The 14,058-nt window shown below is 69.3% G+C and carries 11 protein-coding genes and 1 pseudogene; 10 read left to right on the top strand and 2 right to left on the bottom strand.

The genetic code is table 11. From position 1 onward, the window contains the following. Positions 1-15: 15 nt before the first annotated feature. From L880_RS0104610 to L880_RS0104585, 6 genes are all read left to right on the top strand, one after another. Complete coding sequence (locus L880_RS0104610; RefSeq protein ID WP_027474671.1) at positions 16-807, top strand: F0F1 ATP synthase subunit B family protein; 792 nt, start codon at positions 16-18, stop codon at positions 805-807. After that, complete coding sequence (locus L880_RS0104605) at positions 804-2,345, top strand: F0F1 ATP synthase subunit alpha (RefSeq protein ID WP_027474670.1); 1,542 nt, start codon at positions 804-806, stop codon at positions 2,343-2,345. The genes L880_RS0104610 and L880_RS0104605 overlap by 4 nt, the downstream gene beginning before the upstream one ends. Beyond that, positions 2,342-3,226 (top strand): F0F1 ATP synthase subunit gamma, encoded by an 885-nt coding sequence (locus tag L880_RS0104600; protein ID WP_027474669.1) that lies wholly within the window; start codon positions 2,342-2,344, stop codon positions 3,224-3,226. The genes L880_RS0104605 and L880_RS0104600 overlap by 4 nt, the downstream gene beginning before the upstream one ends. 193 nt (positions 3,227-3,419) lie before the next feature. After that, the gene (locus L880_RS0104595; protein WP_157462579.1) at positions 3,420-3,827 is read left to right on the top strand and encodes a hypothetical protein; all 408 of its coding nucleotides are present in this window, start codon (positions 3,420-3,422) and stop codon (positions 3,825-3,827) included. 95 nt (positions 3,828-3,922) lie between these two features. After that, positions 3,923-4,618 carry a helix-turn-helix transcriptional regulator gene (locus L880_RS31630; RefSeq protein ID WP_051443059.1) on the top strand — a complete coding sequence of 232 codons (696 nt, stop codon included), beginning with the start codon at positions 3,923-3,925 and terminating at the stop codon, positions 4,616-4,618. A gap of 3 nt (positions 4,619-4,621) precedes the next feature. Continuing rightward, complete coding sequence (locus L880_RS0104585) at positions 4,622-5,149, top strand: DUF6036 family nucleotidyltransferase (protein WP_027474667.1); 528 nt, start codon at positions 4,622-4,624, stop codon at positions 5,147-5,149. 33 nt (positions 5,150-5,182) lie between these two features. On the opposite strand, the gene ssuD is transcribed toward L880_RS0104585, so the two are convergent. Beyond that, entirely contained in the window at positions 5,183-6,310 is a 1,128-nt protein-coding gene (ssuD, locus tag L880_RS0104580; protein WP_027474666.1) for an FMNH2-dependent alkanesulfonate monooxygenase, read from the bottom strand. A 124-nt stretch (positions 6,311-6,434) separates the two neighbouring features. Further along, entirely contained in the window at positions 6,435-8,072 is a 1,638-nt protein-coding gene (locus L880_RS0104575; protein WP_245614937.1) for an ABC transporter substrate-binding protein, read from the bottom strand. 267 nt (positions 8,073-8,339) lie between these two features. On the opposite strand from L880_RS0104575, the gene L880_RS0104570 reads away from it, so the two are divergent. The 4 genes and pseudogenes from L880_RS0104570 to L880_RS31625 all read left to right on the top strand — a co-directional run bounded on the left by L880_RS0104570 (position 8,340) and on the right by L880_RS31625 (position 13,976). Continuing rightward, complete coding sequence (locus L880_RS0104570) at positions 8,340-9,338, top strand: ABC transporter permease (RefSeq protein WP_051443058.1); 999 nt, start codon at positions 8,340-8,342, stop codon at positions 9,336-9,338. A gap of 185 nt (positions 9,339-9,523) precedes the next feature. Next, positions 9,524-10,351 carry an ABC transporter permease gene (locus L880_RS0104565; protein ID WP_027474663.1) on the top strand — a complete coding sequence of 276 codons (828 nt, stop codon included), beginning with the start codon at positions 9,524-9,526 and terminating at the stop codon, positions 10,349-10,351. Between the two features lie 38 nt (positions 10,352-10,389). Next, complete coding sequence (locus tag L880_RS0104560) at positions 10,390-12,126, top strand: ABC transporter ATP-binding protein (RefSeq protein WP_027474662.1); 1,737 nt, start codon at positions 10,390-10,392, stop codon at positions 12,124-12,126. 118 nt (positions 12,127-12,244) lie between these two features. After that, a pseudogene (locus tag L880_RS31625) lies at positions 12,245-13,976 on the top strand (dihydroxy-acid dehydratase). Positions 13,977-14,058 lie beyond the last annotated feature (82 nt).

Raw genomic sequence — 14,058 nt, 5'->3', positions numbered from 1 at the left:
CACTGAAGCCCGCCCATGCACATCGACCTCTGGACCCTGTTGCTCCAGGCCTGCAACCTGGTGGTGCTGCTGCTGTTGTTGCGCTGGCTGTTCTACCGCCCCTTGCTGGCCGTGATCGAGGCGCGGCGCCAGGCCGTGCAGCAAACCCTGAGCGAGGCCCAAGCCACGCGTGACCAGGCTCAGACCCAGCTCAATGCCCTGGCCCAGCAGCGCCAGGCCGCCGACAGCGCAGCCCAGGCCACGCTGCAGACGGCCCGCGAGCAGGCCGAGCAGGACAGCGCGGCCCGCCTCGAGGCGGCCCGTGTCGCCGTGCGCCAGTGCCTGCAAGAGGCCCAGGCCCAGATCGAGCGCGAGCGGCTGCAGGCCGGCACGGCCCTGTACCAGGCCTCGGCCACGCTGGCCACCGAGCTGGCACAACGCCTGCTGAGCCTGACCCCTGTGCCCGACGAGGCCTTCTGGCCGGCCTTGCGGGCCCGCCTGCAGGCCACCCCGGCGGCCGAGCGGGCGCAGTGGCTGGCCCCGGGCGACAGCGCGCCCACCCTCACCGTGGCCAGCGCCCACCCCTTGCCGCAGCCGGTGCAGGCGCGGCTGACCCTTGAGCTGCAGAGCGTGTTGAGCCCCACCGGTGAGGCACTGAGCGCCGCCACACTGAGCTGCGTGTTTGAGCCCGACCCGGCCCTGCTGTGCGGCCTGGAGTTGCGCTTTGCCCACGGTGTGCTGGGCCTGAACTGGGCGGCCGAGTTGCAGGCGGCACAGGCCGGCTTGCAGCAACTGGCGGCCCAGCCCATGCGGGAGCAGGGCACATGACGTCCCCTGAACTGGCCCAGGGCCTGGCCGGCTGGCGTGAGCGCGCCAGCGCGCAACTCGGCCAACTGCAGCCGCAGACGCGCTTTGAGGAGCGGGGCCGCGTGCTCAGTGCCGCCGATGGCATTGCCCGGGTCACGGGCCTGCGCGGGGCGCGGCTCAACGAGTTGCTGCATTTTGACGACGGGCGCCTGGGCTACGCCGCCGGTCTTCAGGCCGACAGCCTGGCCTGTGTGCTGCTGGACGACAGCCGCCGCCTGCGCGCCGGCGAGGCGGTGCTGCGCAGCGGCGATGTGGTGCGCGTGCCGGTGGGCCCCGCGCTGCTGGGCCGGGTGGTCGACCCGCTGGGCCGGCCGCTGGACGGTGGTGGGCCGATTGAAGCCAGCGAATGGCTGCCCGCCGAGCGCCCGGCCCCGGGCATTCTCGATCGCGACCTGGTGCACGAACCGGTGCACACCGGCACCCTGGCCGTGGATGCGCTGTTCCCCCTGGGCCGTGGCCAGCGTGAGCTCATCATCGGCGACCGGGGCACCGGCAAGACCGCCCTGGCGCTGGACGCGCTGCTGGCGCAACGCGACACCGAGCTGGTCGGTGTCTACATCTCGGTGGGCCAGAAAAGCGAGTCGGCGGCGGCCGTGGTCGAGGCCTTGAAGCGCCATGGCGCCTTCGAGCGCTGCATCGTGGTGGTGGCGCGTGGCACCGATGCGCCCGGCCTGCAGTGGCTGGCGCCGTTTGCGGGCTTTTCGATGGCCGAGTACTTTCGCGACCGCGGCGGCCACGCCCTGGTGGTGGTGGACGACCTCAGCCAGCACGCGGCCACCCACCGCGAACTGGCCTTGCTGATGCAGCAACCCCCCGGCCGCGAGGCCTACCCGGGCGACATCTTCTATGTGCATGCCCGCCTGCTGGAGCGGGCCGCCAAGCTCTCGGCGGCGCGCGGCGGCGGCTCGCTGACCGCCTTGCCGATTGCCCAGACCGAGGCCGGCAACCTGTCGGCCTACATCCCCACCAACCTGATCTCCATCACCGACGGGCAGATCGTGCTGGACAGCCGCCTGTTCGACCTGGGCCAGTTGCCGGCCGTGGACACCGGCCTCAGTGTGAGCCGCGTGGGCGGCAAGACCCAGGCGCCCCTGATGCGCGAGGCGGTGAACTCGCTGCGCCTGGACTACGCGGTGTTCCAGGAGCTGGAGATGTTCACCCGCTTCGGCACCGAGCTCGATGCCCGCGTGCAGCAGCAGATGGCGCGGGGCCGCTGCATCCGGGCCGTGCTGGCCCAGCCCCGGCTGGCGCCCCAGCCGGCGGCCTTGCAGGTGGCCTTGCTGATGGCGCTGCAGGACGGCTTGCTCGACGGCCTGAACCCGGCGGGCTTGCCCGCCTTGATGGAGCGGCTGCGCAGTGGCTTGCCCGGCGCGCCTGAACTGGCGGCGCGGCTGGCCTCTCGCAGCGCCCTCGATGAGGCGGCCTTGAAGGGGCTGCGTCAGGATCTCGCGCGCTGGTTCCATCCCATCGCCGGCGTGCCCGCCGGAGGCCCGGCATGAGTCAGGCGGGCCCGGCCGAGGTGCAGGCCCGCCTGGCCACGGTGACGGGCTTTGGTGGCCTGGTCAACGCCATGCGGGGCATGGCGGCGGCCCGGGCGCAACAGGCCCGCACCCTGATTGCCGGGGTGAACACCTATGCCGACACCGTGGCCCAGGCCATGGCCCAGGTGCTGAGCCTGCTGCCGGCCAACCAGCTGCCCGATGCGCGGGCCGGCCTGCCGGGCAGCGCTGCCGCTCGGGCGCAGGGCCTGTGCCTGGTGTTTGGGGCGGAGCAGGGCTTCAATGGCGGGTTTTCCGAGCAGGTGCTGGCCGCCGTCCCCCGGCCGGCCCAAGGAGCAACTGACCCTCGCTGCCTGGTGCTGGGTTCGCAGACGCAGCGGCTGGCGGCCACGCGTGGCCTGCCGGTTGAAGCCGGTGCCCCCCTGGTGGCCCATGCCGAGTCCGCTCTGGCGGCCGGCGAACGCATCCATGCCCTGCTGCTGCAGGCACTGCACCGCCAACCGGCCAATGCGGTCGACATGGTCTATGCCGAACTGGGGCCGGGCCAGCATTTCCACGTGGTGTGCCGCCGCCTGCTGCCGCTGGACTGGCAGGCCATGCCCGACACGGTGCGCGCCACCCCGGTGGTGCATGAGCGGCCCGAGCGGCTGCTGCAAGGCCTGGCCGGCGAGTACGTGGCCGCCCGCCTGGCCCAGGCCGTGCTGCACAGCCATGCCAGCGAGAACCTGTCGCGCCTGCAGGCCATGGTGGCCGCGCAAGACAACATCGGGCACATGAAAGAGACCCTGCAGGCCGACGAACGCCGTCTGCGCCAGGAGGCCATCACGGCCGAGGTGGTCGAACTGGCAGCAGGGCTGCGCAGCCTGCGGGCCCAGGCTTGAGCGTGGCCACCGGCCTGCGCGCTGCGGGCTCGGGCTGCTTTCGGGCATGGGATGAGGACAAGACCCGCACCCGGGCTGCCCGAGGATCGACTCGGCCATTGGCCCCGCAGCGGTCACCTGGGTTGGATGGGTGACCTCTGACGTTGGGGGCCCTGTGGCTAGACTTTGGCGTTCATCAGAGGCGGAGATGCCCATGCGTTTGTTTAAACCCTTGCCCTTCCTCGGTCTGGCCGCCTGCTGTTTCGGCCTTTCACCCGCCCAGGCCCAAGGCCTGCAGGCCCACCTGCAGCAGAGGTTGACCGAGCTGGTCAGCCGCATCAACCAGCCCCAACCCGAGCTGATGGCCCCCTTTGCGCCGGTATTCCGCGAACAGGTCAGCGCCTCGTCATTGGAGGCCCTGCTGGCCGATCTGCGCACCCGCCTGGGCCCTTGCCGCCCCCTGGCCCAGGCCCCCGGCAGCACCCCGTCGTCGGCCAGCGTGCTGCTGCGCTGCGAGCGCGGCATCCAGGCCCTTGACCTGAGCGTCGAGGCGGAGGCACCGCACCGGATCAATGGCTTTTTTGTTCGGCAGCGGTATGGGGAGCTGTCGCAAGGCTTTTGAGAATGCGCGGCCGCAGAAAGCCGGAGCCATATCGGATGCTTGAATTGGTCAATAAAATGATCAAAAATCAATCATTTGATTTAAATGTTGATCAAATGAGCGATGCCTGTCTGACCGCAGTTCTTGAGCGTCAATTGCTTTTGCAATTGGGGGATCGTTTGGCTCGTTTGCGCAAGGAGCGGCGGCTGGGAACCGTCGAAATGGCGGCACTTGCCGGCCTTTCCCGGAACACGCTGAGGGCCATTGAAGCCGGTGATCCTGGGCCAGCGATCGGCAATTACTTGCGTGTCATGTCGGTTTTGGGTGTCGCAGGTGAACTGGCTTTGCTATGTGGCGATGCGTTGCATCCCGTCGCAGCGGGGTCAGCTGCCGGGCATTCCAGGCGAGCCGCGCCTACCGTGCAGGTCCGGGTATCTGTGGATCCTGCGAGGCACCAACTCCAGGATCTCCAAAGCTTGGCCTTGCATGAAGAAGCTGTCAGGCAGGCCAAGGCCGACCCTGTTCTGGTGGCACAGGCGCGCCAGACGGTCGAGCGTTGGCTGTCTCAAGGCGATTCAAGGTCCACAGGTCTTTGGCGTGAATGGCTGGAGATTCTCGACGCTGGAGCCTGGCGAAAGGTCTTGGGCCGCCATCGCCGCGCCCAGCAGCTCCGGCAGGCCTCGCCACTCGTCACGATTCTCTCGGAAGCCAGTCGTCAGCAGGTTCTTCAGCAGATGAGATCCCTCAAAGAGGGGGTTGAACTCAGCAGTCACCTGGAGCCCTCCGCCACACCCGGGGCCCTCGTTGGTTAGTGCATGACCCGGGAAGAATTGGAGCACATCATCCGGGCCAGTGCCCAGATCACAGACCAGTATGAGTTCGTGATCCTGGGCAGCCAGTCGATACTTGGATCCATACCGGACCCTGAAGCGACCTTCACCGTCTCGATGGAGGCCGATATCTACCCGCTCGCAGCGCCGGAGCTGGCCGACCTGATTGAAGGGGCCATCGGTGAAGGCTCTCAATTTCACGACCATTTTGGTTATTACGCTCAGGCCGTGGGGCCAGAAACAGCGGTGCTGCCTCGGGACTGGATGAGCCGCGTCCATCGGCTTCAAAATCCGAACACCGATGGCCGGGTGGGGTATTGCCTCGATGTGCTGGACCTGTTTCTTGCCAAAGCCACCGCCGGTCGCGAGAAAGACAGGGTGTTTTGCACCGCCTTGCTGACCCATTGTTACGTCAGTGCCCCAGCCGCACTGGCCCTGGTGAGCACCATGGCCTTGGACGCCTCGCAGCAGCGCACGCTGCGCTCGCGGATCAGGCGCTGGGCCTCCATCTGAGGAAGCGCCAGGGTCGGCTGTTCAAGGTCTTTGTTACGACGCCGCCACAGCCCGCCCATCAAACGCCCCACCCGTCAGCACCTGATCGCGCAGGGTGACCGGTTTCTTGCCGGGCAGCAGGGGGAAGACCAGCTCGGCAAAGCGGATGGCCTCTTCGAGGTGGGGGTAGCCCGACAGCACAAAGCTGTCCACGCCCAGGTCGGCGTACTCCTGCAGGCGCTTGGCGACGGTTTCGGGGTCGCCCACCAGGGCGGTGCCGGCGCCGCCGCGCACCAGGCCCACGCCGGCCCACAGATCGGGGCTGATTTCGAGCTTGTCGCGTTGCCCGCCGTGCAGTTCGGCCATGCGGCGTTGGCCGACCGAGTCCATGCGGTTGAAGTTCTGCTGGGCGGCGGTGATGTCGGCATCGGTCAGGCGGCTGATCAGGCGGTCGGCTTCGGCCCAGGCCTCGGCCCGGGTTTCGCGCACGATCACATGCAGGCGCACGCCAAAGCGCACGGTGCGGCCATGCTTGGCGGCGCGGGCGCGCACGTCGGCGATCTTTTCGGCCACCTGGGCCGGCGGCTCGCCCCAGCTCAGGTAGGCGTCGACATGCTTGGCCGCCAGTTCGTGGGCCGCCGGCGATGAGCCCCCGAAGTACAGGGGCGGGTAGGGCTGGCTGACGGGCGTGAAGTGATTCTTGGCGCCTTGCACCTGCAGGTGCTGGCCCTTGAAGTCCACGGTTTCACCCTGCAGCAGGCGCTTCCACACGGTCAGGAACTCGTCGGCCGCGTCGTAGCGGGCGTCGTGGTCCAGGAACACGCCGTCGGCGGCCAGCTCGGTGGCGTCGCCGCCGGGCACCACGTTGAGCAGCAGGCGGCCACCCAGGGCCTGGTCCAGCGTCGCCGCCTGGCGGGCCGAGGCGGTGGGGCCCGACAGCGAGGTGCGCAATGCCACCAGCAGCTTGATGCGCTGGGTGGCGCCCACCAGGCTGGACGCGGTGACCCAGGGGTCCAGGCAGGAGCTGCCGGTGGGGATCAGCAGGCCGTCATAACCCAGGTTCTCGGCCGTCACCGCGATCTGGCGCATGTAGGCGTTGGTGGCGGGGCGGCCGAAGTCGGACTTGCCCAGGTAGCGGGTGTCGCCCGAGGTGGGCAGGAACCAGAAGATGTCGAGGCTCATGGTTTTCTCTTTTTCCTTGTGTCTGAAAAATGATGGAAAGGGGTGATGCCGCTGTGTGGTGTGTGGGTGCTTGATTTTTTGGAGCGGAAGAGGGCGGCCCTTGGCCGCCGTGGCTACCTGGGCATCAGGGTGCCAGGTACAGCTCGGAGAAGCTGCCGCGGATGCCTTCGCCGGTGGGCGCGTACTGGTGCACGCGCTTGCTGCTCACGGTCACGTTCGGGTTGGCCCCCACCTCGATCGAGGGGATGTCCTTGTGCACCTGCTGCTGGAAGGCCACAAACAGGTCGCGGCGCTTGGCCTCGTCCACCTCGACGGCGGCAGCCTCCAGCAGGCGGTCCACCTCGGGGTTCACGTAGTGCGGTGCGTTCGAGAACGGCAGACCCACCTTGAAGTTCTTCGACCAGAAGATGCGCTGCACGCCCACCGAGGGGTCGAAGATGTTGGTCAGCGATTCGAAGGTGATGTCAAAGGCGCGCTCGGTGTAGGCCTTGGTCACGTAGGTGGCAAAGTCGTAGGCCTCGATGTTGGCGTCCACGCCGATGCGGCCCAGCGATTGGCGCACAAAGTCGACTGCTCGGCGGTCCACAAAGGGGTTGAACAGCAGGCGCAGCTTCAGGCGGGTGCCCTGGGCATCGCGCTTGTAGCCGGCGGCGTCCAGGTCGGCCTCGGCCTGCTTGGGGTTGAAGGGGTAGGGCTGGATGCTCTTGTCGTGGTAGCGGCTTTGCAGGGTGCCGATGGGCGAGGCCGACAGCTTGCCCAGGCCCAGCCACACCGTGCGGTTGAAGGCATTCAGGTCGATGGACTGCGCCAGGGCGCGGCGCACCTCGATCTTCTGGAGCGCCGGGGTGTCCAGGTTGAAGTAGATCTGCTGGTGGTCGCCCACATAGGCCCAGTTGCGCGATTCGACATTCACATTGGGCAGCTTCTTGAAGCGCTCCACATCGGTGATCGGAATGCCGCCACCACCGGCGCCCAGGTCCAGGCTGCCGGATTCCAGCGCGGCGGCGCGGGCCGCCGAGTCGGTGACGAAGCGCACCACCACGCGGTCGAGGTAGGGCTTGGGCTTGTCCCAGTAGTTGGGGTTGCGCTCCAGGATGATGTGGCTGCCCTGCACCCATTCCTTGAACACGAAGGGGCCGGTGCCCACGGGCGCGCTGTTGTACTTGCTGGCGGCCACGTCGCTGCCCTCGTACAGGTGCTTGGGCACGATGGGCGACTCGGCCGCAGCCAGGGCGGTCAGCAGGAAGGGCGAGGGCTTGCTCAGCACGATCACGGCGGTGTGGGCGTCCGGGGTGCGCACCTCGGTCACGTTGGCAAAGGTGGCCCGGCCGCGCGGGTGCACCTGCTTCAGGGTGTTGATCGAGAAGGCCACGTCGGCCGAGCTGAAATCCTTGCCGTCATGCCACTTCACGCCGCGGCGCAGCTCGAACTTGTACTGCAGGCCGTCCTTGCTGACGGTCCAGGCCGTGGCCAGCAGGGGCTTGGGGCGCAGCTCTTCGTCGTAGGTCAGCAGGCCTTCCACGATCTTGGGGCCGATCTCGGTGTTGCCGCCGGCCGTGGTGGTCAGCGGCACGATGGAGGAGGGCACCGGGTTCACGGCCCAGTTCAGGGTGCCGCCCGCCTTGGCCTGGGCCAGGGCCGCCGGGCCGCCCAGGGTCAGCAGGCCGGCGGTGGACAGGGCCAACAGCAGGCGGCGCTGGAGGGCGATGCCGTTCAGGGCGGTTTGAAGGAGGGGCGTGTTGGTTTGCTTGCGTGCGGACATGCGCGTGTTCTCTCGGTGCAAAAGTCTTGGACCGGCGAATGGTCCGCTGCCGCCGGGGCGCCTGACAACGAATCTTTCGGCGCTTGCTAAGTACTTTTCCGGTGCAGCGGCGCCACCCCTCGGGCCTGCCGGAAAACGTGCATGCATAGAACGATTTGTTCGTTGTCCGGCCCGGTGGGGCTGACTAGCATCGCCAGCTTTCTGACCTTTCGAGAGCTGCCGCATGTTGCCCCAAGCCTTTCAAGCCCCCCACCCGGAGACCGCGCCATGAGCGTGTCGAACGAGCGTTGGCGCGAGCTCGCGCGCTCCCTGAGACGCACGGCCTGGCAGGCCATTCCGACCGTGCTGGGCGTGGTGGTGCTGAACTTCTTTCTGATGCAGCTGGTGCCGGGCGATGCCGCCGATGTGGTGGCTGCCGAATCGGGCTCGGCCACGGCCGAGACCATGGAGCAGCTGCGCCGCCATTTCGGGCTCGACCTGCCGGTGCTGCACCAGTTGGCCAACTACCTCAGCCACCTGGCCCACTTCAGCCTGGGCACCTCGCCGCGCTACAACCTGCCGGTGACCGAGCTGATCGGCGCGCGCCTGGGCAACACCTTGCTGCTGATGCTGGCCGCACTCAGCCTGGCCTTGGCACTGGGGATCGCGCTGGGCACCGTGATGGCCAGCCGCGTCGGGCGCTGGCCCGACCGGGTGCTGTCGGTGCTGGCCCTGCTGCTGTACTCCACCCCCGGCTTCTGGCTGGGGCTGATGGCCATCGTGCTGTTCTCGGTCAAGCTGGGCTGGCTGCCCACCGGGGGCAGCGGCAGCATCGGTGCCGGCCTGAGCGGGCTGGACCGCGTGCTCGACACCTTGCGCCACCTGGTGCTGCCGGCGCTGGCCATGGCGGGCTTCTATGTGGCGATCTTCTCGCGCCTGACCCGGGCCGCCATGCTCGAGGTCAGCCAGCAGGACTTTGTGCGCACCGCCATCGCCAAGGGCCTGCACCCGCTGGCGGTCACGCTGCGCCATGTGCTGCGCAACGCATTGATCCCCGTCACCACCGTGGCCGGCATGCATTTCGGCACCTTGCTGGGCGGCGCCGTGGTGGTCGAGACCGTGTTCAGCTGGCCCGGCCTGGGGCGGCTGGCCTTCGAGTCGGTGATGGCACGCGACTACACCGTGCTGCTGGGCATCTTGCTGATGTCGTCGCTGCTGGTGATCCTGGCCAACCTGCTGGTGGATCTGCTGCACGCGGCGCTGGACCCGCGCATCCGCGTGCGCTGATCCCCGCCTGCCTGCTCAGGTCCTGAACTTCATTCCGGAGAACCCCCACCGTGTCTTCTGTTCCTCTTTCTGTCAGCACCGGCGTGACGGCTCACGTGGCTGATGCTGCCCATGCGGCTGACCTCGCCCTTGAAGCCGCGTCTGCGCCCGCCCAGGCCGCGCCAGAGCCCGGCCCGCGTCGCTTCGTGGCGCTGAAGGCGCTGCTGCGCAACCCGGCCGCCGTGCTGGGCGCGTTCATCCTGCTGGGCATGACGGCCCTGGCCCTGCTGGCGCCCTGGCTGTTCCCGGGCGACCCGCTCGACATGGTGGCCCAGCCCCTGCTGTGGCCGGGGCAGGACGCGGCCTACCCCCTGGGCAGCGACTCGCTGGGCCGCGACGTGCTGGCCGGCATCGCGCACGGCGCCCGCGTGTCGCTGGCCGTGGGCGTGGTGGCGGCCGTGCTCAGCCTGGCCATCGGCATTGTGGTGGGCGCCACCGCTGGCTACCTGGGCGGCGTGGTCGATGATGTGCTGGTGCGCCTGACCGAACTGGTGCAGACCGTGCCCACCTTTTTGTTGGTGATCGTGGTGGTGGCCATCGGCCGTCCCTCGGTGGGCGTGATCGTGCTGGCCATCGGGCTGGCCTCGTGGCCTGTGATCGCGCGCCTGGTGCGGGCCGAGTTCCGCACCCTGCGCGAGGCCGAATTCGTGCTGGCCGCGCGCAGCCAGGGCTTCAGCCACCTGCGCATCATGGCGCAGGAGATGCTGCCCAATGCGCTGCCGCCGGTGATCGTCACCACCTCGGTGCTGGTGGCCAGTGCCATCCTGATCGAGTCGGCGCTGTCCTTCCTGGGCATGGGCGACCCGAATGCCGTGTCGTGGGGCAGCATGATCGGCGAGGGGCGCGAACTGCTGCGCACCGCCTGGTTCCTGACCGCCTTGCCGGGCGCCGCCATCGTGCTGACCGTGCTGGCGCTGAACCTGCTGGGCGACGGCCTGAACGACGCCTTCAACCCGCGCCTGCGCGGCCGCTGAGCCTGACGCTGAGCCCGACCCCCACCCCTTTGTTGACCATGACCACTTCCATTCCATCCCAGCGGGCCACCCAGCCCGAGCCCCCCTTGCTCGACATCCAGGACCTGAGCATCGCGTTTCGCGGCTCGCAGGGCCGGGTCAGTGCGGTCAGCCACCTGAACCTCAGCCTGCAGCGCGGCGAAACCCTGGCCCTGGTGGGCGAATCGGGTTGCGGCAAGTCGACCACGGCCTTGTCGCTGCTGCGCCTGTTGGCCCCCGGGGCCGAGGTGACGGGGCGGCTGCTGTTCGAGGGGCGCGACATCCTGCAACTGCGCCCGCCCGAGTTGCGGGCCCTGCGTGGGCGCGAGATCTCGATGATCTTCCAGGAGCCCATGACCTCGCTCAACCCGGTGCACACCATAGGGGCCCAGATTGCCGAGACCTTGCGCCTGCATGAGGGCCTGTCGGCCCTGGCCGCACGCCGCCGTGCCATCGAGCTGCTGGACTTGGTGCGCATCCCCGAGCCGCAGCGCCGCATCGACGACCACCCGCACAAGCTCTCGGGCGGGCAGCGCCAGCGCGTGATGATCGCCATGGCCGTGGCCTGCCGCCCGCGCCTCCTGGTGGCCGACGAACCCACCACCGCGCTCGACGTCACCATCCAGGCCCAGATCCTGGAGTTGCTGGACGGCCTGCGCCGCGAGCTGGACATGGCCCTGCTGCTGATCACCCACGACCTGGGGGTGGTCTCGCAATGGGCCGATCGCGTGGCCGTGATGTTCGGCGGCGAAAAGGTCGAAGAGGCCGACACCGCCACCCTGTTTGCCCAACCCGGCCACGCCTACACCCGGGGCCTGTTGGGGGCCTCGCTGCATGCCGGCCAGGTGCCCCACAGCAGCGAGCGCCGCCTGCCCGAGATCAACACCGCGCTCGACCCCGTCACGGGCCAGCGCCGTTTCGAGCTGGTGCAGCCCGCGCCCCGGGCCCCGCAGCCCGTGGTGCTGCCCACCGGCCAGCCGCTGCTGCAGGTGCAGGCGCTGCGCACCGCCTACAAGGGGCGCGATGGCGCCCTGGTGAACGCGGTGGATGGCGTGTCCTTCGAGTTGCGCGCCGGTGAGACCCTGGGCCTGGTGGGCGAATCGGGCTGCGGCAAGTCCACCTTGTCCAAAACCCTGCTGCGCCTGGTCGATCCGGCCGAGGGTCGCATCGTGCTCGACGGCACCGACATCGCCCGCCTGCCCGAGCGCGCCCTCAAGCCCTGGCGGCGCCGCATCCAGATGGTGTTCCAGGACCCGTATGCCTCGCTCAACCCACGGCGCAGCGTGCAGGACATCCTGGACACCGTGCTCAAGGTGCACGACGTGGCCTCGCGCGATGAGCGCCGCCGCCGCATCGGCGAGATCCTGGAGCGTGTGGGCCTGCCGGCCTCGGCGGCCAGCCGCTACCCCAATGAGTTTTCGGGCGGCCAGCGCCAGCGCATCGGCATCGCCCGGGCCCTGGTGGTGCGGCCCGCCCTGGTGGTGCTGGACGAGCCGGTGTCGGCGCTGGATGTGTCCATCCAGGCGCAGATCCTGAACCTGCTGGTGGAACTGAAGCAGGACTTCGGCCTGTCCTACCTGTTCATCTCGCACGACCTGTCGGTGGTGCGCCACATCGCCGACCGGGTGATGGTGATGAACCAGGGCCGCATCGTCGAGGCCGGCCACCACCGCGAGATCTGGGAACACCCGCAGCACCCCTACACGCGCAGCCTGATCCAGGCCGCGCCGCACGCGGACCGGCGCCGCGCGGCCTGAGCGCAGCGCGGCGAGAGGGCTGCGCCTGGTCGCCCTGCAGCCCGGGCGGTCCGGTGCTAAAGTGCCAGCCACCCCGCAGGGCGCCGCCCCCAGAACGGGGCCAGGAGACCTGCACCCCATGAGCGACGACCACTCTGCGGCCAAGCCGCCCCGCTACCGTTCGGCCACTCTGGTCGAAGGCACCATCCGCGCCACCACGCGCAGCTTTCTGTACGCCCTGGGGCAGGACGATGAGGACATCGCCCGGCCCCACATCGGTGTGTTCCACACCGGCGGCGAGATGAGCCCCTGCAACCTCAACCTGCGCGAGCAGGCCCAGCACGCCAAGACCGGCATCTATGCCGCCGGCGGCACGCCCCACGAGTGCCCCGTGGTGTCGGTGAGCGACGGGCTCACCATGGCCCACTCGGGCATGCGCTTCTCGCTGGTCTCGCGCGAACTGATCGCCGACAGCGTCGAGGCCTCGGTGCGCGGCCACCAGTGGGACGGCATCTTTGCCATCGGGGCCTGCGACAAGAACCTGCCGGGGCTGATGACGGGCATCGTGCGCTGCAACGTGCCCGGCGTGTTCGTGCATGGCGGCTCGGCCCTGCCGGGGCAGATGCCCGGGCCCGACGGCCGCGACCTGAACGTGGTCGACACCTACGAGACCATCGGCCAGCACCGAAGAACTGGCCCAGGTCAGCCACGCCTGCCTGCCCACGGCGGGGGCTTGTGCCGGTCAGTTCACGGCCAACACCATGGGCATGGTCAGCGAGGCCCTGGGCCTGGCCCCCATCGGCTCCAGCATGCTGCCCGCGGTGTTCAGCGAGCGCGCACCGCTGATGCGGCGCACCGCGCGCCAGCTGATGGCGGCGGTGCAGGCCTCGCTCACTGGCGGCGGGCCGCTGCCGCGCGAGGTGATCACGCGCCAGGCGCTGGAGAACGCCTGTGCCGTGGTCTCGGCCACCGGGGGCTCGACCAATGCGGCCCTGCACATCCCGGCCATCGCGCACGAGGCCGGCATCCGCTTCCATCTGGACGACGTGGCCGAGGTCTTTGCCCGCACCCCGCTGATCGCCGACCTGCGCCCCGGCGGGCGCTACCTGGCGCGCGATGTGCACTACATCGGCGGCGCCGCGGTGATCCTGCGTGAGCTGCTGGCGGGCGGCTACCTGCATGGTCAGGCCCTGACCTACACCGGGCGCACCCTGGCCGAAGAACTGGCCACGGCCGGCGCACCCGATGGGCGCGTGGTGCGGCCCATCGACCAGGCCCTGAGCCGCGATGGCGGTGTGGCCGTGCTCAAGGGCAATCTGTGCCCCGACGGGGCCTTGCTCAAAACCGCAGGCCTCAAGACCCTGGTGCACACCGGCCCCGCGCGGGTGTTCGAGAGCGAGGAAGAGGCCCAGGCCGCGGTGCAGGCCCTGCGCTACCAGGTGGGCGACGTGATCGTGATCCGCAATGAAGGCCCGCAGGGCAGCCCCGGCATGCGCGAGATGCTGGGCATCACCGCGCTGCTGTACGGCCAGGGCGTGGGCGACAAGGTGGCTTTGCTGACCGATGGGCGCTTTTCGGGGGCCACACGAGGCCTGTGCATCGGCTACGCCGGGCCCGAGGCCGTGGCCGGGGGCCCGATCGGGCTGCTGCAGGACGGCGACATCGTGCGCATCGACGCCCGGCCCGAGGCGCGCAGCATCAGCGTGGACCTCAGCGAGGCCGAACTGGCCCATCGCGCGGCCGCCGCCGCCCGCCACCCGCGCCCGCCGCTGGGCGGCGTGCTGGAGAAATACGCCGCCACCGTGCGCCCGGCCCACCAAGGGGCGGTCACCCATTCGGGCGGCGTGGTGTGGTTGCGCGACGAAAGCTGAGGGCCGGCGCAGCGGCTGGAGCCGCCTGGCTTTTCGTATGATCCCCGGGCCCGGCAGGTGCCGGCGCCTCGACGGAATCTGA

It is taken from the genome of Curvibacter gracilis ATCC BAA-807, from assembly GCF_000518645.1.
GTDB classification, from domain to species: Bacteria; Pseudomonadota; Gammaproteobacteria; order Burkholderiales; family Burkholderiaceae_C; genus Curvibacter; species Curvibacter gracilis.
Note: the sequence above shows the minus strand (reverse complement) of the source record. Positions and strands in the feature narration are given on the sequence as shown.